The following is a 26,021-nucleotide window of genomic DNA, read 5'->3' as shown; positions in this document are numbered from 1 at the left end:
GCGCCGCCGTGGTCGATCGTGGCCGACTTCGGGGGAGGGGCGCATCGGCATGCGTAGGGGACGCGAATTCATCACCTGTGGTGTCCTGGCGATTCTGGTTCTGTTCGGGGCGTCGGCGGTCGATCCGGGGATCGCCGCCGGGAGCGTGCCGGTGGCCGCCGAGCAGCAGGTGCACGAGCACGAGCACGGCGAGGGGCTGGACGAGGACTCCCGTGAGCACATGGAGTTCGACCTGGTCGGCACGCCGATGTCGGAGATCGAACGGCAGACCGGGGCGAACGCGGCGCGGATCCAGAAGGCGACCGGCCGGCGACCAGGGCTGGCACCGCCCAAGGCCAAGGTGGCGGCCGATCCGGGTGTCGCGGGGACGTGGAGCCCGGTGGTGGACACGCCGGTGGTCCCGGTCTTCCAGGCGGTCCTGCCGAACGGGAAGGTGCTGATCTGGGACTCGGTCGGGGACAACGCCACCGAGACGTACCCGAAGCACGACTTCACCCGGGTGATGCTCTGGAATCCGGCCGACAACACGTCCAAGCGGGTCGACCTGCAGGGCACCAACATCTTCTGCGCCGGGTTCGCGCACCTGTCGAACGGCAACATCCTGGTGGCCGGCGGGAATCTCAACTCCAAGCTGGAGGGCACGCTCACCACGTACGTCTTCGTGTGGCAGGAGGAGCGGTGGAGCGTCGGCCGGTTGATGGCGGCCGGGCGCTGGTACCCGTCGGTCGCGGAGAACGCCCTGGGTGAGGGCGTGATCGTGGGCGGTGGCCCGGCGACGGCGGAGGTCTTCGGAACGGACAACAGGCTCCGGTCACTCACCGGGTTCACGAAGTACAGCGCGCGGATCTATCCGTTCCTGGGCTCACGGCCGGACACCCAGGTCGGGCTCTACGGCCCGACGGCGACCGGGTACACGATCAACACCTCGGGCACGGGCGTGATCACCGCGACCACCACGCGGGACGCGATCAACCGGGACTACGGCAGCTTCGCGACGTACGACGTCGGCAAGACGCTCGTCGTGGGGGGCGGCACCGTGACCGAGGACGGCCGGAGCAACGTACCCACCAAGACCTCCGTCGTGATCGACACCAACCCGTGGAACACGCCCGTCTACACGGCGGGGGCGTCCATGTCGACGGGCCGGCGGCAGGCCAACGCCACCCTGCTCGCCGACGGCAAGGTGCTGGTCACCGGCGGGATGAGCACGGAGGCCAACGGCGGCGGGTTCGACCTGGAGCACGCTGTCACGGCCGCCGAGGTCTGGGATCCGGTGACCGGCGGGTGGACGACGCTGGCCAGTGCGAGCCGGATCCGGCAGTACCACTCGACGGCCGTGCTGCTGCCGGACGGGCGGGTCATGACCGGCGGTGGTGGCATCTGCGGTGGCTGTGTCACGCAGGGCTACCTGGAGAAGAACATCGAGTACTTCACGCCGCCGTACCTCTACAAGAAGGACGGCAGCGGAGAGCTCGCCACCCGTCCGGTGATCTCCGCTGCGCCGGCCTCGGTCGGCATCAACACGCCGTTCACCGTCACCTCCGACCAGGCGGCGAGCGTGGCGAAGGTCGCGCTGGTCGGGCTCAGTGACGTGACGCACAGCCAGGATCAGGGACAGCGCTACATCCCGCTGCGGTTCTCGAAGTCCGGCACGACGCTGACGGTCACTGGCCCGCAGACCGGGGGCGTGGCGCCGCCCGGCTACTACATGCTGTTCATCGTCGGCGCCGACGGCGTTCCGTCGGTCGCCAAGATGGTTCTCGTCGGCAAGAACATCCGCCCGCTGATGAACGCGGTGAAGAACAGCACCGGGCGGTGCGTCGACGTGCCGTTCTCGTCGATCACGACCCAGACCTACCTGTGGACCTACGACTGCAACGGCGGCAACGCCCAGGCGCTGACCTGGCTGCTCGACGACCGGAGCATCCGGGTCATGGGGAACTGCCTCGATGTGCCGTTCGGGAACTACGTCGCGGGGCAGCGGATCTGGACCTACGGCTGCAACGGCAGCGATCCGCAGCGGTGGACGTTCAACCGGGACGGCACGATCAAGCCGACCTTCGCGCCGACGTTGTGCCTGGCCCCGGCATCGACCGCCATCAAGGCCCAGCTCCGGCTCGCGGCGTGCGACGGCGCCGCGGTCACGAAGTGGAGCTGGTGACCGGCCGGCGTGGCGTTCCCGCCGGCGACGGGCTGCGCGGCGTTGCCGCTGGTGGCGGCGGCGCGTGGCCTGGCCGGCGCGTGGTTCAGGCGGCCGGGGTGAGATGCTCGGCCAGCACGGCCAGGTGGGTCTTGCGCGCCTCGGCCCAGCGCTGCCGTCCCGCCGCGGTGATCTCGACGAAGACGCCGCGGCGATCATCCTCACAGTGGGTGCGCTCGACCAGGCCGCTCTTCACCAGGCGGGTCACCGTGCGGGACAGCGCGCTCTGGCTCAGATACATCGTCTCGGCCAGGTCCTGCATGCGGCGCTTGCCACACTCCTGGGTGGTGAGACGGTCCAGCGATTCGTACTCACTGAGGGTGAGGTCGTGGGCGTCACCGAGGGCCCGCTCGAGGTGGCATGCGATCTCGTTGTAGCAGCTCAGGAGCGATCGCCAGCGATCGACGAGATCAGTTTCCGGCTCCATGCGGGGCATTCTACGCCGTACGCCAGGGTAGTTGCACCTGAATTTTATGCGCCAGCATGGGTTGCATGGACATTAGATGCGTGCGCATATAACGTCTGGCTCGTGACTATCACCGAACCCCTGACCCCGTCCGCGGCGGCCGCCGAGCGCGCCGCCGCGGAGCACCGCTGGACTCCGCGGCTCTGGGGCGTGCTCGCGGTGTTGTGCGCCGTCCTCTTCCTCGACGGCCTGGACGTCTCGATGGTCGGGGTGGCGCTGCCCTCGATCGGCGCCGAGCTCGGCCTGTCCACCACCTCGCTGCAGTGGATCGTCAACGGCTACGTGCTCGGTTACGGCGGTCTGCTGCTGCTCGGCGGGCGCACCGCCGACCTGCTCGGACGCCGCCGCGTCTTCCTGATCGCGCTCGGCGTCTTCACTGTCGCCTCCCTGATCGGCGGCCTCGTCGACGACGGCACCCTGCTGATCGCCACCCGATTCGTCAAGGGGCTCGCGGCGGCGTTCACCGCGCCGACCGCGATGAGCATCCTGACCACCACGTTCCCGGAGGGGCCGGCCCGCAACCGGGCGCTCTCCATCTTCACGGTCTTCGGCGCCAGCGGATACTCCTCCGGCCTCATCCTCGGCGGCCTGCTGACCAGCCTCGGCTGGCGCTGGACGTTCCTGGTCCCGGTGCCGCTCGCGCTCGCCGCGCTGATCGCCGGCATCTTCCTCATCCCGCGTGACAAGGCCGCGGCCGAGGGCGGGCACGACCTGATCGGCGCGGTCACCCTCGTCGGCGGGATGCTTCTTGCGGTGTACGCCGTGGTCACCGCCCCGCAGCGCGGATTCGACCTGTTCACGGCCGGGATCACGGTGCTCGCGGTGCTGCTGCTCGTCACGTTCGTGCTGGCCGAGAACCGGGTGCGGCACCCGCTCGTGCGATTGAGCATCTTCCGGATCGGGTCGATCGTGCGGGCCAACGCCAGCATGGTGGCGCTGATGGGGTCGTACGTCAGCTTCCAGTTCATGATGACGCTCTACCTGCAGGACGTGCTGCACTGGACGCCGCTGCGGATGGCGCTCGCCCTGCTGCCCGCCGGGCTGCTCGTCGCGTTCAGCTCCCCGTTCATGGGTCGGCTCATCGACCGGCACGGCACGGCGCCGCTGATCGTGGCGGCCATGACCTCGCTCAGCGCCGGATACCTCTGGTTCCTGGCCACCGCGGGCAGCCGGCCCGGCTACCTGATCACGGTGCTGCCGGCGATGCTGCTGCTGGGCGGCGGGTTCGCGTTCGGATTCAGCTCGATCATGGCCCAGGCGACCGACGGGATCGACGACTCGGAGCAGGGCCTGGCGTCCGGGCTGGTGCAGTCGTCCGGGCAGGTCGGGACCGCACTGGTGCTGGCCGTGGTCACCGGCCTCATCGCGTCGGCGACGACCGCTGCCTCCGGCGGCTTCACCCCCTTCCGGCCCGGCGTCAACCTGGTGACCGGAGTGGCCGTGGCGGGGCTGGTGCTGAATCTCGTGGCGCTGGCCGCGGCCAGGGCTCGCTCGCGGCGCCCGGCTCCGGCCACTGCCCTCTGAGCCGGGCCGTTCCGGGTCTGCTTCAGCCGTCGCCTCTCGGCCGGACTGTTCCCGGCGTGTGAGAGTCGCGCCCGGCCGGATCGTCTCCGGCCGGGCGCGGTGGGCGGTGAAGGGCCGGTGACCTGCGGATGAAGGGTCCGGTGGACCCCCCTGCAAGGCCTCCGGGAAGGCAGGCTAAGCTTTACCCATACCGACGCGGGGTGGAGCAGCTCGGTAGCTCGCTGGGCTCATAACCCAGAGGTCGCAGGTTCAAATCCTGTCCCCGCTACCAATGCAGGTCAGAACGCGGTTCGTCTTCGTGACGGACCGCGTTTTTGCTTTTCGGCCACGCACGGTCCGGGCAGAAGACGCGGCAACCGCGAGCATCACGACACGGTCGAAGAGATCAACGACTCGGCTTCGGTGGGACCGGTCGCGGCTCAGACGCCGGCGTGGGGGACCCGGGAGTCAGCCGGCCAGCCGGAACGCCAACTCGGTCTGCCATCGAGTCTTTCTGCGCTCCGACCGCGGGTCGGTGAGGTAGGCCTCGTAACGGCAGCCGAATCGCTCGCCCTCGGGGCTGTCCACGCGGTCGAGCTCGAGACCCTGCTCCTGCATCCAGTCGCGCAGCATGCCGTTCGCCCGGCGGCCGTGGTTGACGTATGTCATCGCCGCGTAGCGCCCGGCCGGCAGCACGCCCGCGACGACCCGGTCGTCGCCCTTGACCGGCTCGTCGGTGAGGACGCCGACCTCGATGTCCATCGGACCCTCCATGTCGACCACATGGAGGCGGAAGAAGGTGGTGCCATGGACGATCTTCCGCTCGTCGACCCAGGCGTAGAGCTCCTCCATGAGCTGGTCCCGCACGGCGAACATGCCGCGAAACGGGGTGACCAGCCGGATGCCGACGCTGTGCCGATCGGGCCACGTCCTGGTCGAGGGGCCATCGATGACTTCCACCGGCACCTCCGAGTGCGACGACAGCAGGCCGTGAGATGGGCAGTCTCCCACGGTGTGCGGTCACGTCGCCATCGGTGGCGAACGGCGAGTTGCTCCTGGCGCCGCGCCCGGCTCGGGGTGAAGCCGGCCGCGCGTCGTCACGGCGCCGTGGTCCGGGGTCAGCTCAGCGGGTCCAGGACGACCTTGGTCGCCTCCCGCGAGTCGAACAGCCGATAGGCGAGGGGGCCCTCGCTGAGCGGGAGCCGGTGCGAAACAACGATCGACGGGTCGACCCGTCCCGCGGCCACCAGCGCGAGCACCGGCTCACGTGAGCTCAGCGGATTGCCGACGGCGAACCGCACGGTCAGCTCGCGGCCGAAGGCCAGGCCGGTCGGGAACGGCATGCCGGGCGACTGGTGGGCACCCACCACGGCCACGGTCGCCCGGGGCGCCGCGGCCCGGAGCGCGGCGTCCAGGGCCGCGTCGCTGCCCACCGCCTCGACGACCCGGGCCGCGCCGCCCCTGTCAGCCGCCGCGACCAGCTCCCCGGGGGTGACCGCGAGCAGGTCCAGCGAACGCGCCAGGGATCGGCGGCCGGAGTCGGGATCGGCGACGGTGACTGTTGTCGCGCCGGCCGCCCGCGCGCAGAGGGCCGCCAGCAGGCCGACAGGCCCGGCGCCGACCACCGCCACGGTGTCCCCGGCACGCACCCCGGCCGCGCGGACCGCCGTGTAGCCGGTCGTGAGCACGTCCCCGACGAACAGCGCCTGCTCGTCGGAGACGGCGTCCGGGGTGGCGGCGAGCACGACGTCCGCGAACGGCACCCTGACGAACTCGGCCTGGCCGCCGGGCAGGCAGCTGCCGACGACCTTGTCGTACCCGAAGAGGCTGACCTGCGGGCAGTGGTAGTGCCATCCCCGGGCGCACCTGGCACATCGTCCACAGGCGACGATGTCCGAGGCGAACACCCGCTGTCCGGGCGCGAACGGCACCTCGTCGCCGGCCTCGTGGACGGTGCCGGCGAACTCGTGGCCGAGCACGGTGCCCGCCGCGAACCCGGGGATCTCGCCGCGATAGGGATGGAGGTCGGTGCCGCAGATCGCGGTCCGGGTGACGCGCACGATCGCGTCGCGGGGGTGCGTGATCCGGGGCATCGGCAGCTCGGTCACGCTGACCCGGCCCGGTTCCTGGAAGGTGATCCCACGCATGGCACCACCATGCCGCCGGGCCACCGGTGAGCCCAGTGCCGATGGGCGCCCGATGGGCCTGGCCCTACGGTGCGCCCGAGAAGCCGTCTGCCGCCGGGCTGCCCGGCGCCCCAGACTCGTGCCATGCAGAGTGATGATCCGATCTGGTGGCCCGCCCACCGGGTGGCCGCCGCGATCGCCGCGCGCACGATGTCCGCCCGGGAGTACCTGGACGAGCTGCTCGCGCGCGTGGACCGTTACAACGACCGGCTCAACCTCGTGGTGACGATCGACGAACGTGCGCGTGACCGGGCTCGGGAGGCCGACGAGGCCGTGGTGCGCGGGGAGCCGCTCGGACCGCTGCACGGGGTGCCGATGACCGTCAAGGACTGCCTCGCCACCGCCGGGCTGACGACCACGGGCGGGATGGAGCAGCTCGCGCGCTACGTCCCGCGTGCCGATGCGGGCTCGGTGGCGGCGCTGCGCCGGGCCGGGGCCAACATCTTCGGCAAGACGAACCTGCCCGCGGGCTCGGCCGACCTGCAGTCCTACAACGACCTTTTCGGGGTGGCCCGCAATCCGTGGAACCCGGCCTACACCACCGGCGGGTCGTCGGGTGGGGCCTGCGGCGCCGTCGCGGCCGGCTTCACCCCGCTGGAGCTGGGATCCGACGTCGCCGGGTCGATCCGGGTACCGGCCGCGTTCTGCGGCGTCCTCGGGCACAAGCCGAGCTTCGGGCTGGTGCCGATGACCGGTCACGTGCCCCCGTTCCCCTACCGGGTCACCCCGCCGGACCTGGCCGTGATCGGTCCGATCGCGCGGTGTGTGGAGGACCTGGAACTGACGTTGGGGGTGCTGGCCGGCCCGCATCCGATGGATCGGCCGGGATGGCAGGTCTCGCTGCCCCCGGCCCGGCCGATCCGGCGGGTGGCGATCTGGTCCGACGACCCGTACTGCCCGGTCGACCGGGAGGTGCGTGAGGCGGTGGAGGCGGCCGGTGCGCGGCTCGCCGCCGCGGGCGTCACGGTGGAGCCGGCGCGCCCGTCGGGGATCCGCCTGGCCGCGAGCGACAAGGTCTTCCGGCGCCTGCTCGCCGGGGCCGGCTCCCGTGCCGGCGCCACCGGCGCCCAGTTCGCGGCCGAGTTCGTCGAGCAGTCGTACCAGGAATGGCTGGACGCCGACGACCGGCGGGCCCGGCTCCGCGAGTACTGGAAGCAGTTCTTCGCCCAGTACGACGCGTTGCTGCTGCCGGTGGCGCCGAACGTGACCATCCCGCACGACCTGCGTCCGTTCGCCGAGCGTCAGGTGCTCATCGACGGCGTCGCCCGTCCCTACTGGGATCAACTGGTGTGGGCCGGGCTGACCGGAGTCGGCCACCTGCCGTCCACCGTGGTGCCGGTGGGTCACGACTCGCGCGGCCTGCCGATCGGGGTCGCCGTGGCCTCCGACTACCTGCTCGACCGCACCGCCCTGGCCGCGGCCCGGATGCTGGCCGGGGTGAGCGAGCCGCCGGGCCACCCGGACCTGGACCTGATGCTGACGGCGGGCGGGGTGGCACGATGAGCGTCGACCTGGTGGTGCCCAACATCGCCGAGTTCAACCTGCGTAACACCGGTGCCCAGCTGGGTCCGGTCACCCGCCGGGTCGCCGTCGAGCGGGCTGACCACGTGACCGACTGCGCCGCGCTGTGGAGCACCGGCGACCGGGTTCTCGTCCTGCCCGCCGGAGCCGACCCGGACTGGTTCGCCGACCTGCACCAAGCGCTGCGGCTGACGCCCCCGCCGGTGGTCAGCCCGGATGCCCGCACCGGGCTGCTGGTGCGCGACCTGCTGCACGACGGCCATGCCCTGGCCCGGCTGCGCGACCTGCTCGCCGGCCGGGGACCGGTGCGGCTGCTGTCCTGGGGGGCGACGCCGGAGATCTATCAGCTCGCGGCGGCCCTGACCGGCTGGGGCCTGACCGTCGAGCTCGACGGGCTGGGAGAAGCGGGCTACTGGACGAGTCTCTATCTCGATGCCAAGCCGAGCTGCCTGGACCTGGCCCGGGAGATTCCGGGCGTACGGGTGCCGCGCGGGCTGACCGTGTCGAACCTGCCCGAGCTGCGCGGTGCCGTGGAGCTCATGTTGCGCCGGCACCGGCACGTCATCGTCCGTGGCGCGTACGGCGTGTCCGGGGAGGGCTCGTCCGTGATCCGGTTCGGCGGAGGGCGCGCGCTGGACGCGTTCTGGCTCGATCTGCAGCGCGACGATTTCCTCCGCGGCTACCCCCTGCTGGTGCAGGAGTACGTGCGGCACGCGCCCGGCGTCGGCTGCCCGGCCGTCGACCTGTGCGTGGCCGACGAGGGGGTGACCGAGGCCGTGCCCACCGCCATGACCGTGGAGGGATCCCGGTTCCGCAGCGTGGTCATCGGGCCGGGCTCGTTGCCGCCGGTCGAGGGTGAGCGCACGATGCGCGTCGCGCTCGCCATCGGTGAGGCGGCCCATGCGCTGGGCTACCGCGGCTGGATGGCCATCGACTTCGTGCTGGGCGCCGACGGCGAGCTCTACGTCACCGAGATCAACGCCCGGCGCAGCGGCGCCATGCACGGCATCGCGCTGCTGCGCCATCTGGCCGCGACGACCGGCCGGGAGGGACTCACGGCGGCCGCGCACGACACCGCCTCCGTCGACCCCGGTCTGTCCTACGCCGGCGACGTACGGCCGGTGTTCCGGCGGCTGTGGGAGCGCGACGTCGCGGTCTATCCCGTGGCGACGCGCGGTCTGCGGGCGGCGTCCCCGGTCCTGGGCGTGCTGGTGGCCGCACCCACCGCCAAGGAGGCGGAGGCGACCGTGACCGAGACGGTGGCCGCGTTCAGCCGTAGAGGGAGCTGATCCGCTGCGCCCGGTAGACGCACCAGCCCCACTGCTCGTCGGCGACCCGCAGCTCGCTCACCACGTTCCCGCCCGGCGTGACCTCCACGATCCGGGCGTGCAGGCGGCCCCGGTCGTCCAGGATGTTCCCGTGGGTGACGAGCACGTTGCCGCCGGGCAGGCGGTTGGCGTCGCCGAGCCGGCTGCAGTGGACGGGACGGTCGCCGTCGCGCAGCTCGTGCGACCAGACCTGCCAGGCGCGGTCGCCCTCCAGGCGGTACTCCACGGCGCGGCTGACCGGCTCGCGCTGCCCCACGCCGTTGTCGTACAGCAGGATCCGGCCGTCCGGCTGGACCTCCGGCGCGTGCTGGTGGCTGAACCACCGGCCGGACGCGAGCGCGAACGTGCCCTCCCGGCCCAGCTCCCAGAGCCGGGATCCGGCCGGGCCGCCCGCGTCCTCGCGGTAGCGGACGGCCAGCACCGCGTCGTGGTGCCGCAGCGAGACCAGCAACGCGTTGCGGTCCGCGTCGAGCACCACGGCGTTGGCGTGCGACCAGTCGCGCGGATGGTGCCGGCGGTGCCGGTAGAAGCGGCCCGGGGGAGCGGTGACCAGGCCGCCGTCGCGCAGCCGGCCGCCCGGCCGGCGGATCGGGTCCAGCATGTCCAGCAGGCGCCACTCCCGCACGGTCCGTCCGGTGGCCGGGTCGGCCTCGACGATCACGTCGCCGATCAGGTTGTAGAGCAGGGTGCCGTCGCACATGCTCAGCGCCGGATCGACCGCCTCGCGCAGCTCGGTGCCGAGGAACAGCAGGTTCCCGTTGGGCAGCAGCGTGACATCGTGATGGACGGTGTCGGCGTCGAGAGGCACCGAGCCCGCCGGCACCCGGGGCCGGCCGAGCTCGTCGAGCGGGAACAGCTCGGTGGCCACCCGGGCGGCCCAGTCGGCCACCGGCCGCCCGAGCACGTCGATGCGCCGGGCGGCGCAGTAGTCGTAGTTGTAGAGGAGGTCGCCGCCGGGTAGCTGCCGGGCGTCCTCGATCCCCAGCTCGCTGCGGTGATACCAGACCACCTGGCCGGCCTCGTCGACGGCGATCAGGTAACCCAGCATCGGCTGGGTGGCGAGCTCGACCGGGCGGGCCGGGCGCAGCTTGGTGGCCCGGTGCCAGCGGCGCACGTTGAACAGCGTGAGGCCGGGTGTGGCCCGCCCGGGATCACGCCGGACCGTCACGGTGGGCAGGTCCGCGGGCAGCGGGCCGGATCGCCACGGCATCGCCGGTCCCAGCGGGCGGCCGGTCGTGGCATGGTGCGCGCACACCTCGTAGCGGGTGTCCGCGCGCAGACCCACCAGCGCCAGCCGGTGGTCGCGGCGCGCGCCGCCGGTGCAGGGCACGGTGACGGTGTGCCCCGGAGCGCGGGCGGTCAGCGTGACCGGCACCGGGACCTGGCTGTGCACTGACACCCGCGCGCTGAGCACGTTGCCCGGGTTCGGCTCGATCACCACGGGCATTGCGGTCAGGCCCGCGACGCGTGGGACACCCGGATCCGGGTGTACTCCAGCAGTCCCCAGTAGCCGTACTCGACGCCCACGGAGGAGCACCGCGTCCCGCCGAAGGGCACGTCGTGGCGCAGCTCGCCGTGCGTGTTGAGCCAGACGGTGCCGGCGTCCAGGTGGCGTCCCGTCTCGGCCGCCCGGGCGGGGTCGCCCCAGACCGACGCGCCCAGGCCGAAGCCGGTGCCGTTGGCCCGGGTCACCGCCTCGGCCACGTCGTCGCAGGCGATGACCGGGATGACCGGTCCGAACTGTTCCTCCTGCTCCAGCCGCGTGCCGGGCGGGAGGTCGGTGACCACCGTGGGCGGGTAGAACCAGCCGGCCCGCCGGGGAGTACGGCCGCCGGCGACCGTACGGGCCCCGGCCCGCTCGGCCTCGCGAACCAGGTCGTCCACCCGGTCCCGGCCGGCCCGGTCGACCAGCGGACCCAGGTCGCTGGCCGGGTCGGCGCCGTCACCGAGCACGGTCGCGCGGGCCGCCGCGGCCAGCGCCTCGGTCAGCTCGGCGGCCTGGCCGCGGTCGACGTAGACGCGTTTGATCGCGGCGCAGAACTGGCCACTGTTGACCATGGCACCGCCGAACAGGCCGGCCGCCACGCGGGCGAGGTCGGCGCCGGGCAGCACCACTGCGGCGTCGTTGCCGCCCAGCTCCAGCACCACCGGAAGGAACCGCTCGGCGGCGGCCGCGGCGATCGCCCGCCCGGTGGGGACCGAGCCGGTGAACGACACCATGCGGATCTCCGGGTGCGCGACGAGGGCCGCGCCCAGGGCGCCGTCGCCGTAGACGGTGATCAGGACGTCCGGGGGCAGGACAGCACCGAGCACCTCGGTGAGGCGCCGGGCGGTCAGCGGGGTGAGCGGATTGGGCTTGAGCACCACGGTGTTGCCGGCCAGCAGGGCCGGGGCGAGCTTGGCCACGGCCAGGATGATCGGGAAGTTCGACGGGGCGATGGCGGCCACCGGGCCCAGCGGAACCCGCTCGACGGTCACCGACCCGTCCGGGCGCTCCGGTTCCAGGGACAGCCCCGCGGTGTGCCCGAACCAGTCGGCCGCCAGCTCGACCTCGGCGGTCGCCTGGCGCAGCGGCTTGCCCTGCTCGGCGGTGAGCAGCGCGGCGATCTCGCCGGCCCGGCCGCGGAGCGCCTCGCCGGCGGCGATCAGGGCGTCCCGGCGTGCGGCAGGACCGCCGGCGGCCCAGCCGGGCCAGGCGCGGGCGGCCGCACGGACGGCGGCGTCGAGGCCGGCGGGGGTTGTCGCCGGGATCCAATCGATGACGGCGCCGGTTGCCGGATTCTCCACCGCGATCGTCTCTGTGGTCACCGCGCCATGATCGAGGTGTCCGTCGCCGGGCCGGAAGTCCTCCTTCGGTCATGCCCGGGACGTCAGGTGCACCGGTCGGGCCGTTGCACCTTCCTGGCCCGCGACGTGATCGCCAAGCTCATGGATGTTCTGTGCCGCCATCGACGGAGGATGAGCATGACGATGAACGGAAGTCAGCAGGTCGGGACGGACGTGACCGCCACCATGATCGCGGCTCTGGCCCAACTGCTGAACCGCGACGCCGCGACCATCGACGCGAACTCCCGGTTGTTCGAGGACCTCGGGATCGACTCCACCGGCGTGCTCGAGCTGCTGATGCAGCTGGAGGCGGAGCTGGACGTCGAGTTCGACGCGGAGACGCTGGAGCCCAACGACTTCGAGACGGTCGGGGCACTGGCCGCCTACGTGGCGAAGGAAGCGGCGGCGTAAGCGCCATGTACACGGCCACTCCACCCACACCGGCGGCGCCCGGGACGGCGGCGCCGCCGGTCGTCCTGCCCCTGGCCCGGATCGAGCCCGCGATCTTCGGCCCGGGGGGTCCGTTCGGCGGGGACGACCGGATCTACTTCACCGATCTGCTGACCAGCTACGGCCTGCCCGCCCCGGCGCCGGAGCAGTTCGACCGGCCGCGCAACTCCTTCACCGAAATGGTGGAGGCACTGGTGGCCCGGCTGGGCCCGGCGGCCCGGTCCCTGGAGCTGGCGGTGTTCTGCGGCGTCACGCCGGACGTCCAGCCCGGCTTTCCCGGCGGGCGGCTGGCCGACCTCGTACCGGGCCTGTCGCTCGCGTTCGCCCTCTTCGACCAGGGACTGGCCGGCCCGTACACCGCGCTGGACGTGCTCGCCCGAACCGTCCCGGCCGACACCACCCGGCACGCCGCACTGTTCGTGCTCGACCAGTCCACGCTGTTGCACAGCGAGCCGGTTCCCGGCCGGCTGCGGGTGGATCGGGACGGCGCCGTGGCCGTGGTGCTCGGCGGCGACGGCGAGCTGGGGACGATCCGGCCGCTCGGCACGGTCGCGGTGCCGGCCGGCGAACAGGCCGCGCGGCTCGCCGCGATCGAGAGGGAGCTGGCCGTCGACGTGGTGGTGGCCGGGCCCGGCCTGGCCGCGCACCGCGTCGAGGGTTCGCCGGCCGCCGTGCCCGGACTACCGGCCACCGGGACCTGGCTGACGCTGGCCGCCCACGCCACCGCCTGGCGTGGCCGCCGGGTGCTGCTGGCCGACTACGACGCCGACCAGCAGCGGCTGGGCGCCTGCACCGTGGAGCTGGCGCCATGACGACGGCGGTACAGCAGGACACTGCCCGCCCGGCCGGTGCGGCGGCCGCGGTGCGGGCCCTCTACGCGAGCCGGGTCCCGGCCGGCGTGGTGGTCGGTCCCGGCGGGCACGCGGTGACGCCTGAGGACCGGCGGTCAGCCGGCCGCCCCGTGGACCTGCCGTGGCTGGCCGGCTCCGGGATCCGGGTCGTCGCCGGTCTGGGCCCGCCCACCGTCGATCGCCACCCGGGCTGGCTGCTCGATCTGGCCCGGCTGCGGCTCGGGCTCGGCCGTGCCCTGCTGGAGGCGACGACCGGGTTCCTGACCGGGCGTGGCCTCATCGGGCACCAGCTCGTCCGGGCCGCCCTGGCCGAGGTGGTCGCCGAGCACCTGACCGTGGCGGCCGCCCTCGACGACGCCGCGGCGCCGGACCCCGCGGACGCCCTGATCGACGCCCACGAGCGGATTTCCGTGGCCGACCGTGCCCTGCTGCGGTTGTCCGGCGCCGCCGGCTACACCGTGCCCGGTCCGGGCCTCGACGCCCACGTGTCCGAGCTGCTGGCCGACGTCTACCTCCCGGACGCGCGGGTGTGCCGTGGCTGACCGGCTGGGGTTGCTGCGCGACCAGGTGCGTGACTGGGCCCAGGACCTGCGCCCGTACGGCGACGCGCTCGACCGCGACCCCGGTGTGGTGGAACGGCTGCTCCACCTGCCGATCATGGCCTGGTCGGCGCGGCTGCAGATCCCGGCCGCCTACAACCCCGACCCGCTCGTCCTCGGCGGCGAGACCTTCTATCTGACCGGTTCCGCCGAGCGGACCGTGTTCTGCGCCGAGGTGGCCCGGGCCGACCTCGGCATGATGCTCGCGCTGCCGGGCGCGTCGATGGCGGGCACGCTGGTGTCGGTCATCGGTGACGAGGCGCAGCGGGCATGGTTCTACGGCCGCCTGCGGGAGCGTCCGACCTGGACGTTCTTCGGGCTGACCGAACCGGGCGGGGGATCGGACGCGGCGGCCCTGCGGACCCGGGGCGTGACCCGCGGTGACGAGGTGGTTCTCACCGGCGCCAAGCGGTACGTGAGCAACGCTGTCCGGGCAGCCCTGGGCGTCGTGTTCTTCCGCTCGGGCGACAGCCCGCTCAGCGTCGGCGCGGCGCTCGTCGAGGCGGGCACTCCTGGTCTGCGGGTGGCACCGATCGAGACCATCGGCGTGCGGGGCGCCCAGCTCGGGGCGATCACCCTCGACGCCGCCCGGATCCCGGCGGACCGGGTGCTGGGCCGGCATCGGTCTCCGGTACGCCGCGGGATGTGGGGCTGGTTGCGCACCTTCAACCTGCTGCGCCCGACGGTGGCGGGCATGGCGGTCGGGGTGGCGTGGGCGGCGTACGACTACGCGCGCGAGCACCGGGACGCCCTCTCGCACGCCGGCCGGGAGTCCCTGGAGCCGACCCGCCGGCGGATCGAGGCCGTGCACCGGATGACCGTCCGGGCCGCCGAGTCCGTCGACCGCGATCCCGGCAACGGGGCACAGGCCTCTGCCGCCAAGCTAACCGCGGCGGACCTGGCCGCGGAGGTGACCCGGGACGTCCTCGGCCGGCTCGGACCCGGCGCCCGGGTGGAGCACCCGCGGCTGGAGCGGCTCGCCCGGGACGCCCGCGCGCTGGATCTGATGGAGGGCACTGGCAACGTCCAGCGGCTGAGCCTGGCCACCGCGTACCTCCGGAGCCTGGTGTGACGGACGGCGTCCGGATCTGGCGGATCCCCCTCGACCTGCCGTCCCGATCGGCCGCGCGGCTCGCGGCCGCGCTGACCCCGGACGAACGCGACCGCGCCGGCGCCTACCGGGACCCGGTGGCGGGACGAACCTTCCTGGTCGTGCGCGCCGCCGCGCGGCTGGTCCTCGGCGCGCACCTGGCCGTGCCGCCGGACCGGGTTCCGCTGGTCGCCGGCCCGTACGGCAAACCGGAGGTCGACGGTCGGCCGGTGCACTTCAACGTCTCGCACACCCGGCACGCCGCGCTGCTCGCCCTCTGCCGGAACCGCGAGGTCGGCGTGGACATCGAGCACGACCGGTACCGGAGCACCGCCGCGACGCTGGCCGGCCGCTTCCTGTCGGCCGCCGACGCCGCCGCCGTGCGCGACGGCGGCTCGGCCACCTACGTCGGCCTGTGGGTACGCAAGGAGGCGTGCGTCAAGGCGGCCGGTGGCCGGCTGATCGACGGCCTCCGGCTGCCGGTCGGCACCCCGGTCGTCGCCGATCCACGGGGGCGGCTGACGGGCCACTGGACCGTGCGGGACCTGCCCGCGCCGGCTGGATATGCGGCCGCGGTCGCGCTGGCCGGAGCGGACCCCTATCGGGTACGGATGCGCGACTGGCACCCGGCCCGTGCCTCGGCCAGAAGCCGAGCGTAGTGCGCACACGGTGAGATGTCCGCCGCTGCGCCGACCGCCACGATGAGACGACCGCTGTGCCGGGAGATCACGGCCTGAGGGGAAGAAGGAGTGTCATGACCAACCCGGATGTAGCCCTCCGCACCGTGATCGGTGAGGTGATGGGCCGCGTGCTGGTGCGTGACCCGCTGAGCGCCGAGGAGGACTTCTTCGACTGCGGCGGGGACTCCGTCCGCGCGATCGAGGTGCTGCAACTGCTCGCCGAGCGCATCGACGCGACCGACGAGCAACGCGCCGAACTGCTCGAGGCGCTGTTCGACGACGCGTCCCCGGCGGCGCTGGAAGCCGTGCTGGCCCCGGCCGGCCGCGTCCCCTCGGAGGTCCGCGGTGCTTGACGAGCTCGCCCACCGCAGCGCCACCCGCCCCGACGCGGTGGCCATTCGCACGGGCACCCCGACCGGGTGGATCGAGACCACGTGGGCGGAGTTCCACGACGACACGCTCCGGGCGGCGGCCGGGGTCCGCGCGCTCGATCCCGGGCCGCGCATGGCGGTGGTCGTCGACGGCAGCGCGGCAGCCCTGGCCACCCTGCTCGGCTGCCTGCTGGCCGGGGTGGACGCCGTCCTCCTCGAGGCGGACAGCTCGTACCTGGCCGATCCCCGGTCCGCTGTCTCGCGCAGCGGGGTGTCGGTCGTGGTGGGCGGCTCGGGTCTGCCCTACGAGCGCTGCCGCGGCCCGATCGGGGAGCTGCCCCAGCGCACCGGCGACGTTCTGCAACTCACCTCCGGCTCCAGCGGCGAGCCCCGCCTGGTGCGCCAGCCGATGGCCAACATCCGGCACGGCGGACGTACGTACGCCGAGGCGTTCCGCTGGGGCGAGGAGGACGCGATCCTGGCCGCGGTGCCCCTGGCCCACTCCTTCGGCCTGGTCGGCGGGCTCGCCGCGGCGCTGGTGTCCGGTGCGGCGCTCTGGACCAGCCAGCGGTTCAACCTGCGGACGCTGGTGACCGCGCTGGCCGACGGTGCCACCGCGATGCTCGGCACGCCGCTGGTCTACCGGCTGCTGCTGCCCGTGGTGCGCGGCAACACGGCCCATCCACGGTTGCGCACCGTGCTGTCCTCCGGCGGCCCGCTGCCGGCCGACGTGGCAGCGACCGTGCTGACCGGGCTCGGCACCCCGGTCCGGCAGATCTACGGCAGCACCGAGACCGGGTTGATCGCCTACCAGCCGGAGAGCACCACGCCGTGGCCCAGCGGGTCGGCCGGGGTGCCGGCGCCGGGCGTCCAGGTGCGGGTCGACGAGTCGGGGCAACTGCTCGTGCGCTTGCCCACGCTCTTCAGCGGCTATCTGGACGGGCCGCCGCCGAAACTCACCGCGGACGGTTTCTACCCGACCGGCGACGAGGCGCGGATCGACGCGGCCCACCGGATCTACCTGACCGGCCGCAAGGACACCTTCGTCAACGTCGGCGGCCGCAAGGTGAACCCGCGGCGGGTCGAGCGCCTGCTGGGCGAGCATCCCGGGGTGTCCGACGTCTACGTCTACGGCAGCGAGACGGACGGCGAACAGCGGGTCGTCGCCGCGGTGGTGCTCACGCCCGGCACGACGGTCGCCGAGGTGGCGGCCTTCTGCCGGCGGCAAGGACTGCGCCCGTACGAGGTGCCTCACCGGTTCCAGGTGCTCGACCGGCTGCCGCGCGGCCCGATGGGCAAGGTGGACCGGCGCCGGGTGGCCGAGGCGACCGCCGGGAACGACGACACCGCGGCGCCGGACCGGGTCGCCGTGGTTGGCCTGGGCTATGTGGGCCTGACGCTTGCCGTCGCGCTGGCCCGGGCCGGGGTCCCGGTCGTCGGCGTGGACGCCGATCCGCGGGTACGGGAAGCGCTCGCGGCCCGCCGCACCGTGCTGTTCGAGCCGGGTGTCGCCGAGGCGTTGCGGGAGTTGCCGGCCGATCGGTTCAGCGTCGCCGAGCGCTTGCCCGAGACGCCGCTGCGGGCCGTGGTCATCTGCGTGGGCACCCCGGTCGAGCCGGACACCGGCCGCCCGCGGCTGCGCGACCTGCACGCCGCGGTGGACCAGGTGGCCGAGCGGATCGCCGACGAGACGCTGGTCGTGGTGCGCAGCACCGTGCCGGTGGGCACCTCCCGCCAGGTGGTGTACGCCAAGTTGCGCGAGCGCATCGCCGAACCGCTGCTCGCCATGTGCCCGGAGCGCACCATCCAGGGCCGCGCGCTGGCCGAGCTGGCGTCGCTGCCGCAGGTCATCGGTGGCGTCGACCAGCGGTCGGCCCGCCGTGCCCAGGAGCTGTTCGCACCGCTCGCGCCGGATCAGGTGGTGGTCGGCACGCTGGAGTCCGCCGAGCTGGTCAAGCTCGCCTGCAACGCGCACACCGACCTGATCTACGGGTTCGGCAACGAGCTCGGGTTGCTGGCCGAGGCGCTCGGCGTCGACGGCAACGAGGTGATCGCGGCGGCCAACCTGCGCTATCCGCGCCCGGACCTGTCCCGGCCCGGGTTCGTCGGCGGCAGTTGCCTCACCAAGGACCCGTACCTGCTGCTGCACTCGGCCGAGCAGGTCGGCTACCACCCGGAGATGGTGGCCGCCGCCCGCAGGGTCAACGAGCGGGTGCCGCTCGCCGCGGTGGACCGGGTGCTCAAGGGCCTGGCCGCGGTGGGCCGGCAGCCCGCCGACGCCAAGGTGCTCGTGTGTGGCATGGCCTACAAGGGGCAGCCGGTGACCGACGACGTACGCGGGTCGGCCGCGGTGGACGTCGCCCGCTCCCTGGGCCCGCGGGTGGGTGTCCTGGCCGGGCACGACTACATCGTCGACGCTGCCCGGACCGCCGGTCTCGGGTACGCCCCGGTGGAGCTCGCCGCGGGGCTGGCCGACGCGGACGCGCTGATCCTGCTCAGCGACCACCCCGGTTACCAGCGCGACCTGACAGCGGCGGTGGTGCTGGGCGCGATGCGCCGCCCGGCGGTGGTGTTCGACATGTGGGGCACGCTGGAGACCGCGCTGTCCGGTCAGCCCGGCGTCGACTACCGGAGGCTCGGTCGTGGCTGAGCGGTACCTGATCACCGGCGGCGCCGGCTTCATCGGGCTGCACCTGGTGCGGCATCTGCTCGGCCGGGGCGCCAGGGTGGTCGTGCTCGACGACTTCTCCCGGGGACGGCACGACCCGGAGCTGGCCGCGGTGGCCGGCGACATCGAGCTGATCACGCACGATCTGACCACTCCCATCCCGCCGGAAGCGCTGCGCGGCTCGTTCGACGGCGTCTTCCACCTGGCCGCCGTGGTGGGGGTGGCGCGGGCCAACAGCGAACCGGCGCGGGTGCTCGACGCCAATGTCCGGGCCACCCTGCACGTGCTGGACTGGTGCCGCACGGCGCGGCCCGGCGCGCTGTTCCTCAGCTCCACCAGCGAGGTGGCCGACGGCGCGGGCCGCCTGGGCCTGGCCTCGTACCCGATCGCCGAGCGGGTGCCGTTCCTGGTGCCCGACCTGGCCGCTCCGCGAGCCTCCTACGCGCTGGGCAAGGCCGCGTCCGAGGCGCTGGTCCTCGCGCACCGCGACCAGTTCCGGGTGCGCATCGGCCGCTACCACAACATCTACGGCCCGCGCATGGGCGAGGATCACGTCATTCCGCAGTTCATCCGGCGTGCCCTCGCGCGCACCGACCCGTTCCCGCTGTACGGGGCGACCCAGACCCGCGCGTTCTGCCACGTGGACGACGCCGTCCGGGCCAGCGTGGACCTGCTGCGCCTGCCGGCCGCCGATCCGCTGGTGGCCAACATCGGCAACGACCGGGAGGAGATCAAGATCGATCACCTCGCGGTGAAGGTGGCCGGGCTGGCCGGCTACGACCCGGTGTTCGTCGCGCACGAGCCGCCGGCCGGCTCACCGGACCGGCGGCTGCCGGACCTCACCACGATCGGCGCCCTGACCGGATACCAGCCGGAGGTCGGTCTGGACCGCGGGTTGCGGGCGACCTTCGACTGGTACGCGACGCGATGAGCTTCACCGTGGAACAGGGGCGGCTGCTGCGCGACGGGCAGCCGTTCCTCGCGATCGGGGTGAACTATCACCCCTCGCGGGCCGGGTGCCGCCTCTGGATCGACTGGGATCCGGTGGCCCTGCGCCGCGACTTCGCCGGCATGGCCGGTGCGGGGCTCACCACGGTGCGCTTCTTCGTGTTCTGGCGCGACTTCGAGCCGGAGCCCGGCCGCTACCGCGAGAAGGCCCTGGATCGGTTGCGGGAGGCCGTCGAGACGGCCGGGCAGGAAGGGCTGTCCTGCGTGGTGTCGCTGCTGACCATCTGGATGAACGGCCAGCTCCTCGATCTGCCCTGGCGGCACGGCCGAGACCTGTGGCGGGACGAGGAGATGCTGGATCGCCAGGAGGCGTTCGCCCGTGCCGTCGCGACCACGCTGCACGGCGTGGCGGGACTGCTCGCCATCGACCTCGGCGACGAGATCGGCAACGTGCGGACCGGGCCGGCGCCGACGCGGGAGCAGGTCGCCGCGTGGCAGGCCCGTCTGGCCGGCGCGCTGCGGGACGAGCGGCCGGGAACCCTCGTGGTCCAGGCCAACGACGCGTCGGGGGTGCTCGGCCCGGCGCCGTTCGGACCGGACAACGCCGGCGGCCTCGATCTGGTCGCCGTGCACGGCTTCCCGACCTGGGCGGCGGGGTCGATCGAGAGCACCCTGTCCTACAAGGCGACCAGCCTGGCGCCGTTCCTGGTGCGCTACGCGGCCGCCTACGGGGTGCCGATCGTCGACGAGCTGGGCAGCTACGGCGTCGACGAGGCGACGGCAGCCGCCTATCTGGGCGCGGCCGCCGCCTCGGCGCTGGCCAACGGCGCCGCCGGGATCGTCCCGTGGTGCTGGCAGGACATCGCTTCGCGAGACGAGCCGTACCAGGACCGGCCGGGGGAGCGCGAGGTCGGGCTGCACCGGCTCGACGGCAGCCCCAAGCCCGCCATGACCGCGCTGCGCCGCGTGGCGTCGGCCGCTTCCGGGCTGGTCCCCGGCCGGGCTCGGGCCCCCATCGCGTTGTACGTGCCGGAGCGGCAGCGCGGCTCCGGCGCGTCCTACCTGGACAGCGGACCGGATACGGTCGCCACCTTCTACGCCTATCTGCTCCTCAAGCGGGCCCACCTGGACTTCGACGTGGTGGCCGGTGACCTGTCGGGATACCGCATGGTGGTGTGCCCGTCGGTCACCCGGGTCATCGCGGCCGACCTGGACCGGCTGACCCGCCACGTGGACGACGGTGGCCTGCTCTGGTACTCGCTCGGCGACCACCTGCACGGCTTTCCCGGGGCTGACCTCGCAGGCGTGGAACTGGTGGACTACTCGCTCCTTCCGGACGGCCGCACGACGCTGGACTGGGCCGGTCGCCAGTGGCCGCTGGAGTGGCCGGCCACCGCCCGCCCGGTCGACGTCCGGGCCACCACGGCGCGCACGGTGGGCCGTTGGGCGGACGGCAGTGGCGCCGTCTTCCAGAACCGGGACCGGGTGTTCTTCTGTGCCGCACCGGTGGAACGCCAGCTGGACCGGCCGGGACGCCTGGCCGCGTACCCCTGGGAGTGGTGGTATCGCGAGCTTGCGGGGCTGGCCGGGATCGTGCCGGACCCCGACTGCGTGGATCCGGACGTGGAGATCGTCCCTGATCGCGGCGCCGGGCGGCGTGCCGTGCTGATCAACCACGGCGCCGGAGCGGTGCGGCCGGACCTGCGCTGGGGCGGCGAGGAGCGCCCGGTGCCGCTGGAACCCAAGCAGTGGCGGATCGTGACGAGAGGAGCCGACGGGTGGAGCTGACGACGGTCATGGAGCGCCTGGCGAAGGTACCCGACCGGTATCGCCGCTTCGCGATACCGGCTTCGGGCGCCCTGCACAAGTACCGGGTCCCGCGGGACGTGCTGAAACACCTGCTCGAGCTGGGGCTGCCGCACACCGGCGGCGCGGGCGGCCCGCTGTTCGACCGGGAGGACCTCAAGACGGTCGTGCTGATGCTGGGCCTGCCATCGCCGAACCGGGCCGCGCTGACCGTGATGGCCCGGACCCTCGCTGCCGGCGGCCGGGCCGAGGTGAACAGGACCCTCACCGTTCAGGGCGTCTGCCCGGAGCCGGGACACCCGGGAGGCTGCGCCTTCACCCTCGCACCGGCGCTGTTCGCCGCGGGCGCGCGACCGGCCGGCACCGACACGTACGAGGTCAAGATCCGGCTGGCCGGTGGACATCGGCTCTTCGACCTGACGCCGGCCGAGCGCCGGCTGTTCGACGAGGTGTGCCGGTTCCAGTTCCACCACGTCCCGTACGAGCTGAACCGCAGCCTGCGCTTCATGGCCGACTCCGGTCTGGCCGACTGCACGCTGGCCACCAACTTCCTCGTGGCCCGGGGACGTGAGCTGGGCGTGGCGATTCGCCCGGCCACCGGCCTGTTCCTGGCCAAGCCGTTCGCGACCACGCACCACTGGGTGGAGTTGCGCCGCGAGGACGGATGGTGGCCGGCCGACCCGTTCTACCTGACGGCTCTCGCCCGCTGGGGGGTGCTCGACGCCGCGGAGTGGCCGCCGCATCGCTCGCCGCTCGGGGCCTATTGGCGGCTCGACCTGGCCCCGGGCGAGCAGCTCATCACCCATGTGGGTGCCCTGACGACCGTCCCGGCCACGCCGCAGCGCTCGGGTCCCGGCTACCTGTTCATCCAATGAGCGACCTCCTGACCCGAGCCGGGCAGCACCTCGGCTACAGCAGCTGGCTCGAGGTCACGCCGCAGCGGGTGGCCCAGTTCGCCGACGCCACCGGCGACCACCAGTGGATCCATTTCGACGAGCGCCGTACGGCCGGGACGCGGTTCGGCGCCCCGATCGCGCACGGCTTCCTGATCCTGTCGCTGGTCTCCCCGCTGGTGGCCGAGCTGCTCGGACCGGTGCCGAAGCGCGGCATGCGGGTCAACTACGGCACCGACCGGGTCCGCTTCCTCACGCCCGTGCCGGTCGGGGCCCGGCTGCGGGTCGGCGCCACGCTGGACGTGGCGGAGCCGGCGCCGGGTGGCAGCCGGCTCGAGCTGGCCACCACCGTCCTCGTCCAGGACCAGCGGGTCCCGGCCTGCGCGGCCCGGCTCCTGATCCGCTGCTACGACTGACCCGGGCCGGGCCGCCCGATCAGGTCAGCTCGACATCGATGATCGTGCGGCCCGTCGGCGGCGCCGCCCGGCCGGCCGCCGGGTCCAGGTACAACTGCGGATCGGCCTCGAACTCCGTGCAGGCCCGGCGGTAGCGGTCCGGCGTGCCGACGTCGTGCCAGGCACCCGGCACCCGGTAACCGCGGACCGGCTCACCCTTGTCGATCAGCGTGTTGATGAGCGCGGGCATGTCCGTCCGCTCGCCCTCGGGCAGATACTTGCGCACGAGCGGGTCGGCCACGTAGATGCCGCAGCTCACGTTCCAGTCGAAGCTCGGCTTCTCGCGAAGCGCGACCGCCCGGTCGCCGGCCATCTCCAGCAGCCCCACCGAGACGCGCGCCGCGCGGGGCAGATAGGCGACGGTCATCGCGTTGCCGTCGGCCACGTGCGACCGGTGCAGGGCGGCGAAGTCCACCACGGACAGCACGTCGCCGTTCATGACGACGGCCGGCTCGGTCCAGTCGGGCACGAGGCTCAGGGGCGCGGCGGTGCCCAGGGAGTTGTGGTCGACGACGTAGTCGACGCTCAGGCCCAGCCGGCTGCCGTCGCCGATCTCCGCCTCGATCATCTCCCGCAGATGCGACACGCACAGCGTGATCCGGTCGAAGCCGCAGGCCCGCAGGCGGCGCAGCGCGATCTCGAGGATCGGGTGTGGGCCCACCCGGATCAGCGCCTTGGGAAGGTTGTCCAGGAGCGCGGCGAGCCGGGTGCCCTTCCCGCCGACGAGGAGAATCGCGTGCACGGGGTCACCTCGGTTCTGCGGTGGCGGGGCCGGGCCGGCTCGCCGCGACCAGATAGCTGCGCGGCAGGTTGGCCGGGCCGGCCGGGGGAAGCGCCGGCCAGCGGCCGTACGCGGCGCCCGGTGCGCCCGGCTCGACGATCCGGTCGACCCGCCAGCCGGTGCCGGCGGTGAAGGCGGCCGGGTCGTCGGTGCCGAACCGCCACGGGCTGCCCGCCGCCGCCAGCCGATCCAGCAGCGTTCGCATGTAGGGCAGGCGGAACACGCCGGTGCCGACCAGGTCGAACGCGATCCGGCTGGCCGGCGCGGACAACCGCGCCGCCTCGGTCAGGATGCGGGCGGCCGGCTTCTCCGGGAGGTAGAACAGCACGCCCTCGGCGAACCACACGGTCGGCCGGGCCGGGTCGAAGCCGGCCGCGAGCAGCGCGGCGACCCAGTCGTCCCGGAGGTCGGCCGCCACCGGGCGGACGCGGCAGCGCGGCAGCGCCCCGGCCCGGCGCAGCCGTTCCTCCTTGTAGGCCAGCACGTGCGGCTGGTCCACCTCGTACAGCTCGGCGCCGGCGGGCCAGCTCAGGCGGTGCGCCCGGGTGTCCAGGCCGACGCCCAGGCCGACCATCTGGGTGCCGTGGGCAGCGGCGAGGAAGTCGTCGAACCAGCGGGTACGGATCGGCAGCACGGGGTTGCCGTCCGCCGCCGCCCGCGGCGTGTGGAAGTACGACAGGCAGGCCACGCCCTCGTCACCGGCCAGGCCGGCGGCGAACGGATCGCTGAACAACCGGTCGGGTCGCCGGCTCTCGCGTGCCCGTGCCGCGGCGGTCCACAGCGCGGTCCGGGCCACCCCGTGCAGGGGTGCTTCCTGAGATGCGACGTCGAGGCTCATGCGACAACTCCCGTTCTCGGCCGCGGCTATCTGATCCCCGATTCTCGGGGCGCCGTACGACCTGCGGAAAGCTCGCCGTGCGGAGGTAGCCGTCGGGCCACGCCGAAGGGCCGGTAACCGGACTCGGCGATCCGCCGGGTAGCGCAAGCCGGGAGTGGCCCGCAGCCGGGCGGCCCACCGACAATCGACACACAACCGCCTGGAACAGGGGTGAGAGAGATGACCGAAGACCCCGCCGCGATGGTGGCGAGCATGGCGAGGAGCTGGGCGGACGGCGACGCCGACGGCTACGCGGACCTGTTCACCGCCGACGGCACGCTGATCCAGCCCGGCGTCCACGTCATCGGGCGTCCGGAGATCCGCGCCCTCATGGCCGCGCGGTTCGCCGGGCCGCTGCGAGGGACCCGGTTACGTGGCCGGCCGGAGAGCGTACGGCGTCTCGGGCCGGAGGCCGCGGTGATGGTGATCGCCGGTGAGGTGCTGCTGCCCGGCGAGAGTGAGCCCGCGCCGGAGCGGAGGGTGCGGGCGTCGTGGACGCTGGTGCGCGGACACGGGAGCTGGCGCGTGGCGGTCTATCACAACTGCGCGCGCGACTGATCAACCCCAGCCGGTGGTGCCGTTGCCCGGGTCATAGGCGGCGCCCTTGCCCGGGTCGTGGTAGGAGACGAGCTGGTGCTCCTGAGCCATCCGGCGCAGGGCGGAGAAGGCGCCGTCGAACAGCACGTCGCGGGCGACCGTCGCACCCCGGTCGGCCGCTCCGGGGTTCAGCAGGTCGAGCTCCATGCGGCTGAGCAGCTCAGCAGCCTCGGCGTACGCCGTGAAGTAGTCCATCGGGTGCTCGCAACCGAGCTGGCGAAGGGTGGTGCAGATGACCTCGAAACGATGCCGGGCCGGAGCGTCGAGAGCCACGTTCCAGCCGCGCGCGCTGATGAAGTCGTTCACATCGCGGCGCACCTCGGCGAGGACCTCGTCGTCCTCGGCCGCGTCCTCCTCCAACGGATCGATCACGCGGTTCATCACATCGAACAGGCCGGGCAGGGGCAGGCTCTGATCGGACATCGCGGCGAGCAGGATCTGAACCGACGCCAGATCGAGGCGGCCGATGGTGGTCAGCGCACGGATCAGCCGCAGCCGGTGGACGTGTGGCGTGCCGTAGATGGCCTGGTTGCGGCTGGTGCGCTCACCCGGGGGCAGAAGTCCCTGACGCAGATAGAACTTGATCGTGTGCACCGGAACTCCGGCTTCCCGGCTGAGATCGGAGATGCGCATGAAATCCCCCGTAACGTCCCTCCACATAGTTCAGACGATCACCTGATCCTACCCCCGAACCTGCCGCGGAATCGCGGCTCGATGCGTGAGTCGGATGCACCGGCACGCCGGTGCGCGCCGCCTGGACCGTTGTCTCCACAGCCTCTCCAGTGTGCGGGCGAGGGCGGCCGGCCTCGCCTCCCAGCTTGCCCACAACGGCGCATTTCGCGAGATGCCGGGGCGCCGGTCCTCCTGTGACGCTGCTTGGCATGGTCAACACCTCGCGCTGTTCGGTGATCATCCCGACGTACGA

At 73.1% G+C, this 26,021-nt stretch carries 24 protein-coding genes and 1 tRNA gene; 17 read left to right on the top strand and 8 right to left on the bottom strand.

The annotated features are described in order from the left end of the window. The first annotated feature begins 49 nt into the window (after positions 1-49). Positions 50-2,161 carry a galactose oxidase-like domain-containing protein gene (locus Acy02nite_RS20210; protein WP_239175039.1) on the top strand — a complete coding sequence of 704 codons (2,112 nt, stop codon included), beginning with the start codon at positions 50-52 and terminating at the stop codon, positions 2,159-2,161. Positions 2,162-2,246: 85 nt separating this feature from the next. On the opposite strand, the gene Acy02nite_RS20205 is transcribed toward Acy02nite_RS20210, so the two are convergent. Next, positions 2,247-2,627, bottom strand: coding sequence for a MarR family winged helix-turn-helix transcriptional regulator (locus Acy02nite_RS20205; RefSeq protein WP_203742732.1), 381 nt, complete (start codon positions 2,625-2,627; stop codon positions 2,247-2,249). Between the two features lie 102 nt (positions 2,628-2,729). Here Acy02nite_RS20205 and Acy02nite_RS20200 point away from each other — a divergent pair, with 102 nt between their 5' ends. Next, positions 2,730-4,190: an MFS transporter gene (locus Acy02nite_RS20200; RefSeq protein WP_239175038.1), complete on the top strand. Its 1,461-nt coding sequence runs from the start codon at positions 2,730-2,732 to the stop codon at positions 4,188-4,190. Positions 4,191-4,384: 194 nt separating this feature from the next. Next, a tRNA-Met gene (locus Acy02nite_RS20195) sits at positions 4,385-4,461 on the top strand. 176 nt (positions 4,462-4,637) lie between these two features. On the opposite strand, the gene Acy02nite_RS20190 is transcribed toward Acy02nite_RS20195, so the two are convergent. Beyond that, entirely contained in the window at positions 4,638-5,129 is a 492-nt protein-coding gene (locus tag Acy02nite_RS20190; RefSeq protein WP_203742730.1) for a GyrI-like domain-containing protein, read from the bottom strand. Positions 5,130-5,287: 158 nt separating this feature from the next. Then, a complete protein-coding gene (locus Acy02nite_RS20185; RefSeq protein ID WP_203742729.1) occupies positions 5,288-6,316 on the bottom strand; it encodes an alcohol dehydrogenase catalytic domain-containing protein in 1,029 nt (342 codons plus the stop codon). A 123-nt stretch (positions 6,317-6,439) separates the two neighbouring features. On the opposite strand from Acy02nite_RS20185, the gene Acy02nite_RS20180 reads away from it, so the two are divergent. After that, on the top strand, positions 6,440-7,858 hold the full coding sequence (locus Acy02nite_RS20180; RefSeq protein ID WP_203742728.1) for an amidase family protein: 1,419 nt from the start codon (positions 6,440-6,442) through the stop codon (positions 7,856-7,858). Further along, on the top strand, positions 7,855-9,165 hold the full coding sequence (locus tag Acy02nite_RS20175) for a preATP grasp domain-containing protein (protein ID WP_203742727.1): 1,311 nt from the start codon (positions 7,855-7,857) through the stop codon (positions 9,163-9,165). Before Acy02nite_RS20180 ends, Acy02nite_RS20175 begins: the two co-directional genes overlap by 4 nt. Here the strand turns inward: Acy02nite_RS20175 and Acy02nite_RS20170 are convergent. Both Acy02nite_RS20170 and Acy02nite_RS20165 read right to left on the bottom strand, forming a co-directional pair. Then, positions 9,146-10,651 carry an aryl-sulfate sulfotransferase gene (locus tag Acy02nite_RS20170; RefSeq protein WP_203742726.1) on the bottom strand — a complete coding sequence of 502 codons (1,506 nt, stop codon included), beginning with the start codon at positions 10,649-10,651 and terminating at the stop codon, positions 9,146-9,148. The two genes, Acy02nite_RS20175 and Acy02nite_RS20170, sit on opposite strands and share 20 nt — an antisense overlap. 5 nt (positions 10,652-10,656) lie before the next feature. After that, the gene (locus Acy02nite_RS20165) at positions 10,657-12,012 is read right to left on the bottom strand and encodes an aldehyde dehydrogenase family protein (protein ID WP_203742725.1); all 1,356 of its coding nucleotides are present in this window, start codon (positions 12,010-12,012) and stop codon (positions 10,657-10,659) included. Positions 12,013-12,168: 156 nt separating this feature from the next. On the opposite strand from Acy02nite_RS20165, the gene Acy02nite_RS20160 reads away from it, so the two are divergent. The 11 genes from Acy02nite_RS20160 to Acy02nite_RS20110 all read left to right on the top strand — a co-directional run bounded on the left by Acy02nite_RS20160 (position 12,169) and on the right by Acy02nite_RS20110 (position 22,802). Beyond that, positions 12,169-12,441 carry an acyl carrier protein gene (locus Acy02nite_RS20160; RefSeq protein WP_239175037.1) on the top strand — a complete coding sequence of 91 codons (273 nt, stop codon included), beginning with the start codon at positions 12,169-12,171 and terminating at the stop codon, positions 12,439-12,441. Positions 12,442-12,446: 5 nt separating this feature from the next. Then, positions 12,447-13,292 carry a hypothetical protein gene (locus tag Acy02nite_RS20155; RefSeq protein WP_203742723.1) on the top strand — a complete coding sequence of 282 codons (846 nt, stop codon included), beginning with the start codon at positions 12,447-12,449 and terminating at the stop codon, positions 13,290-13,292. Beyond that, entirely contained in the window at positions 13,289-13,873 is a 585-nt protein-coding gene (locus tag Acy02nite_RS20150) for a hypothetical protein (protein WP_203742721.1), read from the top strand. Before Acy02nite_RS20155 ends, Acy02nite_RS20150 begins: the two co-directional genes overlap by 4 nt. Continuing rightward, positions 13,866-15,002, top strand: coding sequence for an acyl-CoA dehydrogenase family protein (locus tag Acy02nite_RS20145; RefSeq protein WP_203742719.1), 1,137 nt, complete (start codon positions 13,866-13,868; stop codon positions 15,000-15,002). Before Acy02nite_RS20150 ends, Acy02nite_RS20145 begins: the two co-directional genes overlap by 8 nt. Next, positions 14,999-15,679 carry a 4'-phosphopantetheinyl transferase family protein gene (locus tag Acy02nite_RS47220; protein ID WP_203742717.1) on the top strand — a complete coding sequence of 227 codons (681 nt, stop codon included), beginning with the start codon at positions 14,999-15,001 and terminating at the stop codon, positions 15,677-15,679. Before Acy02nite_RS20145 ends, Acy02nite_RS47220 begins: the two co-directional genes overlap by 4 nt. A gap of 95 nt (positions 15,680-15,774) precedes the next feature. Continuing rightward, positions 15,775-16,053, top strand: a complete 279-nt coding sequence (locus tag Acy02nite_RS20135) for a phosphopantetheine-binding protein (RefSeq protein ID WP_203742715.1) — start codon at positions 15,775-15,777, stop codon at positions 16,051-16,053. Further along, the gene (locus Acy02nite_RS20130; protein ID WP_203742713.1) at positions 16,046-18,721 is read left to right on the top strand and encodes a nucleotide sugar dehydrogenase; all 2,676 of its coding nucleotides are present in this window, start codon (positions 16,046-16,048) and stop codon (positions 18,719-18,721) included. The genes Acy02nite_RS20135 and Acy02nite_RS20130 overlap by 8 nt, the downstream gene beginning before the upstream one ends. Beyond that, positions 18,714-19,670 (top strand): NAD-dependent epimerase/dehydratase family protein, encoded by a 957-nt coding sequence (locus Acy02nite_RS20125; RefSeq protein ID WP_203742711.1) that lies wholly within the window; start codon positions 18,714-18,716, stop codon positions 19,668-19,670. The genes Acy02nite_RS20130 and Acy02nite_RS20125 overlap by 8 nt, the downstream gene beginning before the upstream one ends. Then, positions 19,667-21,475, top strand: coding sequence for a beta-galactosidase trimerization domain-containing protein (locus Acy02nite_RS20120; protein WP_203742708.1), 1,809 nt, complete (start codon positions 19,667-19,669; stop codon positions 21,473-21,475). The genes Acy02nite_RS20125 and Acy02nite_RS20120 overlap by 4 nt, the downstream gene beginning before the upstream one ends. Then, a complete protein-coding gene (locus Acy02nite_RS20115) occupies positions 21,466-22,368 on the top strand; it encodes a transglutaminase domain-containing protein (protein WP_203742706.1) in 903 nt (300 codons plus the stop codon). Before Acy02nite_RS20120 ends, Acy02nite_RS20115 begins: the two co-directional genes overlap by 10 nt. Further along, positions 22,365-22,802, top strand: coding sequence for a MaoC family dehydratase (locus Acy02nite_RS20110; RefSeq protein ID WP_203742704.1), 438 nt, complete (start codon positions 22,365-22,367; stop codon positions 22,800-22,802). The genes Acy02nite_RS20115 and Acy02nite_RS20110 overlap by 4 nt, the downstream gene beginning before the upstream one ends. A gap of 19 nt (positions 22,803-22,821) precedes the next feature. Here the strand turns inward: Acy02nite_RS20110 and Acy02nite_RS20105 are convergent, their stop codons facing one another. Together Acy02nite_RS20105 and Acy02nite_RS20100 are read right to left on the bottom strand one after the other, a co-directional pair. Beyond that, complete coding sequence (locus Acy02nite_RS20105) at positions 22,822-23,583, bottom strand: sugar phosphate nucleotidyltransferase (protein ID WP_203742702.1); 762 nt, start codon at positions 23,581-23,583, stop codon at positions 22,822-22,824. 4 nt (positions 23,584-23,587) lie between these two features. Continuing rightward, a complete protein-coding gene (locus Acy02nite_RS20100) occupies positions 23,588-24,460 on the bottom strand; it encodes a class I SAM-dependent methyltransferase (protein ID WP_203742700.1) in 873 nt (290 codons plus the stop codon). Between the two features lie 219 nt (positions 24,461-24,679). Between Acy02nite_RS20100 and Acy02nite_RS20095 the strand changes: the two genes are divergently transcribed. Continuing rightward, positions 24,680-25,057: an SgcJ/EcaC family oxidoreductase gene (locus Acy02nite_RS20095; RefSeq protein ID WP_203742698.1), complete on the top strand. Its 378-nt coding sequence runs from the start codon at positions 24,680-24,682 to the stop codon at positions 25,055-25,057. Here the strand turns inward: Acy02nite_RS20095 and Acy02nite_RS20090 are convergent, their stop codons facing one another. Next, positions 25,058-25,729: a MerR family transcriptional regulator gene (locus tag Acy02nite_RS20090; protein WP_203742697.1), complete on the bottom strand. Its 672-nt coding sequence runs from the start codon at positions 25,727-25,729 to the stop codon at positions 25,058-25,060. Positions 25,730-26,021 lie beyond the last annotated feature (292 nt).

The organism is Actinoplanes cyaneus (genome assembly GCF_016862095.1).
GTDB classification, from domain to species: domain Bacteria; phylum Actinomycetota; class Actinomycetes; order Mycobacteriales; family Micromonosporaceae; genus Actinoplanes; species Actinoplanes cyaneus.
This window is presented reverse-complemented; position numbering and strand designations above follow the sequence as displayed.

Coding starts and splice junctions, on each gene's coding strand:
- Acy02nite_RS20185 (WP_203742729.1), bottom strand. CDS start 6,316: ATGCGTGGGATCACCTTCCAGGAACCGGGCCGGGTCAGCGTGACCGAG.
- Acy02nite_RS20170 (WP_203742726.1), bottom strand. CDS start 10,651: ATGCCCGTGGTGATCGAGCCGAACCCGGGCAACGTGCTCAGCGCGCGG.
- Acy02nite_RS20205 (WP_203742732.1), bottom strand. CDS start 2,627: ATGGAGCCGGAAACTGATCTCGTCGATCGCTGGCGATCGCTCCTGAGC.
- Acy02nite_RS20095 (WP_203742698.1), top strand. CDS start 24,680: ATGACCGAAGACCCCGCCGCGATGGTGGCGAGCATGGCGAGGAGCTGG.
- Acy02nite_RS20090 (WP_203742697.1), bottom strand. CDS start 25,729: ATGCGCATCTCCGATCTCAGCCGGGAAGCCGGAGTTCCGGTGCACACG.
- Acy02nite_RS20155 (WP_203742723.1), top strand. CDS start 12,447: ATGTACACGGCCACTCCACCCACACCGGCGGCGCCCGGGACGGCGGCG.
- Acy02nite_RS20135 (WP_203742715.1), top strand. CDS start 15,775: ATGACCAACCCGGATGTAGCCCTCCGCACCGTGATCGGTGAGGTGATG.
- Acy02nite_RS20120 (WP_203742708.1), top strand. CDS start 19,667: ATGAGCTTCACCGTGGAACAGGGGCGGCTGCTGCGCGACGGGCAGCCG.
- Acy02nite_RS20175 (WP_203742727.1), top strand. CDS start 7,855: ATGAGCGTCGACCTGGTGGTGCCCAACATCGCCGAGTTCAACCTGCGT.
- Acy02nite_RS20210 (WP_239175039.1), top strand. CDS start 50: ATGCGTAGGGGACGCGAATTCATCACCTGTGGTGTCCTGGCGATTCTG.
- Acy02nite_RS20110 (WP_203742704.1), top strand. CDS start 22,365: ATGAGCGACCTCCTGACCCGAGCCGGGCAGCACCTCGGCTACAGCAGC.
- Acy02nite_RS20180 (WP_203742728.1), top strand. CDS start 6,440: ATGCAGAGTGATGATCCGATCTGGTGGCCCGCCCACCGGGTGGCCGCC.
- Acy02nite_RS20100 (WP_203742700.1), bottom strand. CDS start 24,460: ATGAGCCTCGACGTCGCATCTCAGGAAGCACCCCTGCACGGGGTGGCC.
- Acy02nite_RS20150 (WP_203742721.1), top strand. CDS start 13,289: ATGACGACGGCGGTACAGCAGGACACTGCCCGCCCGGCCGGTGCGGCG.
- Acy02nite_RS20160 (WP_239175037.1), top strand. CDS start 12,169: ATGACGATGAACGGAAGTCAGCAGGTCGGGACGGACGTGACCGCCACC.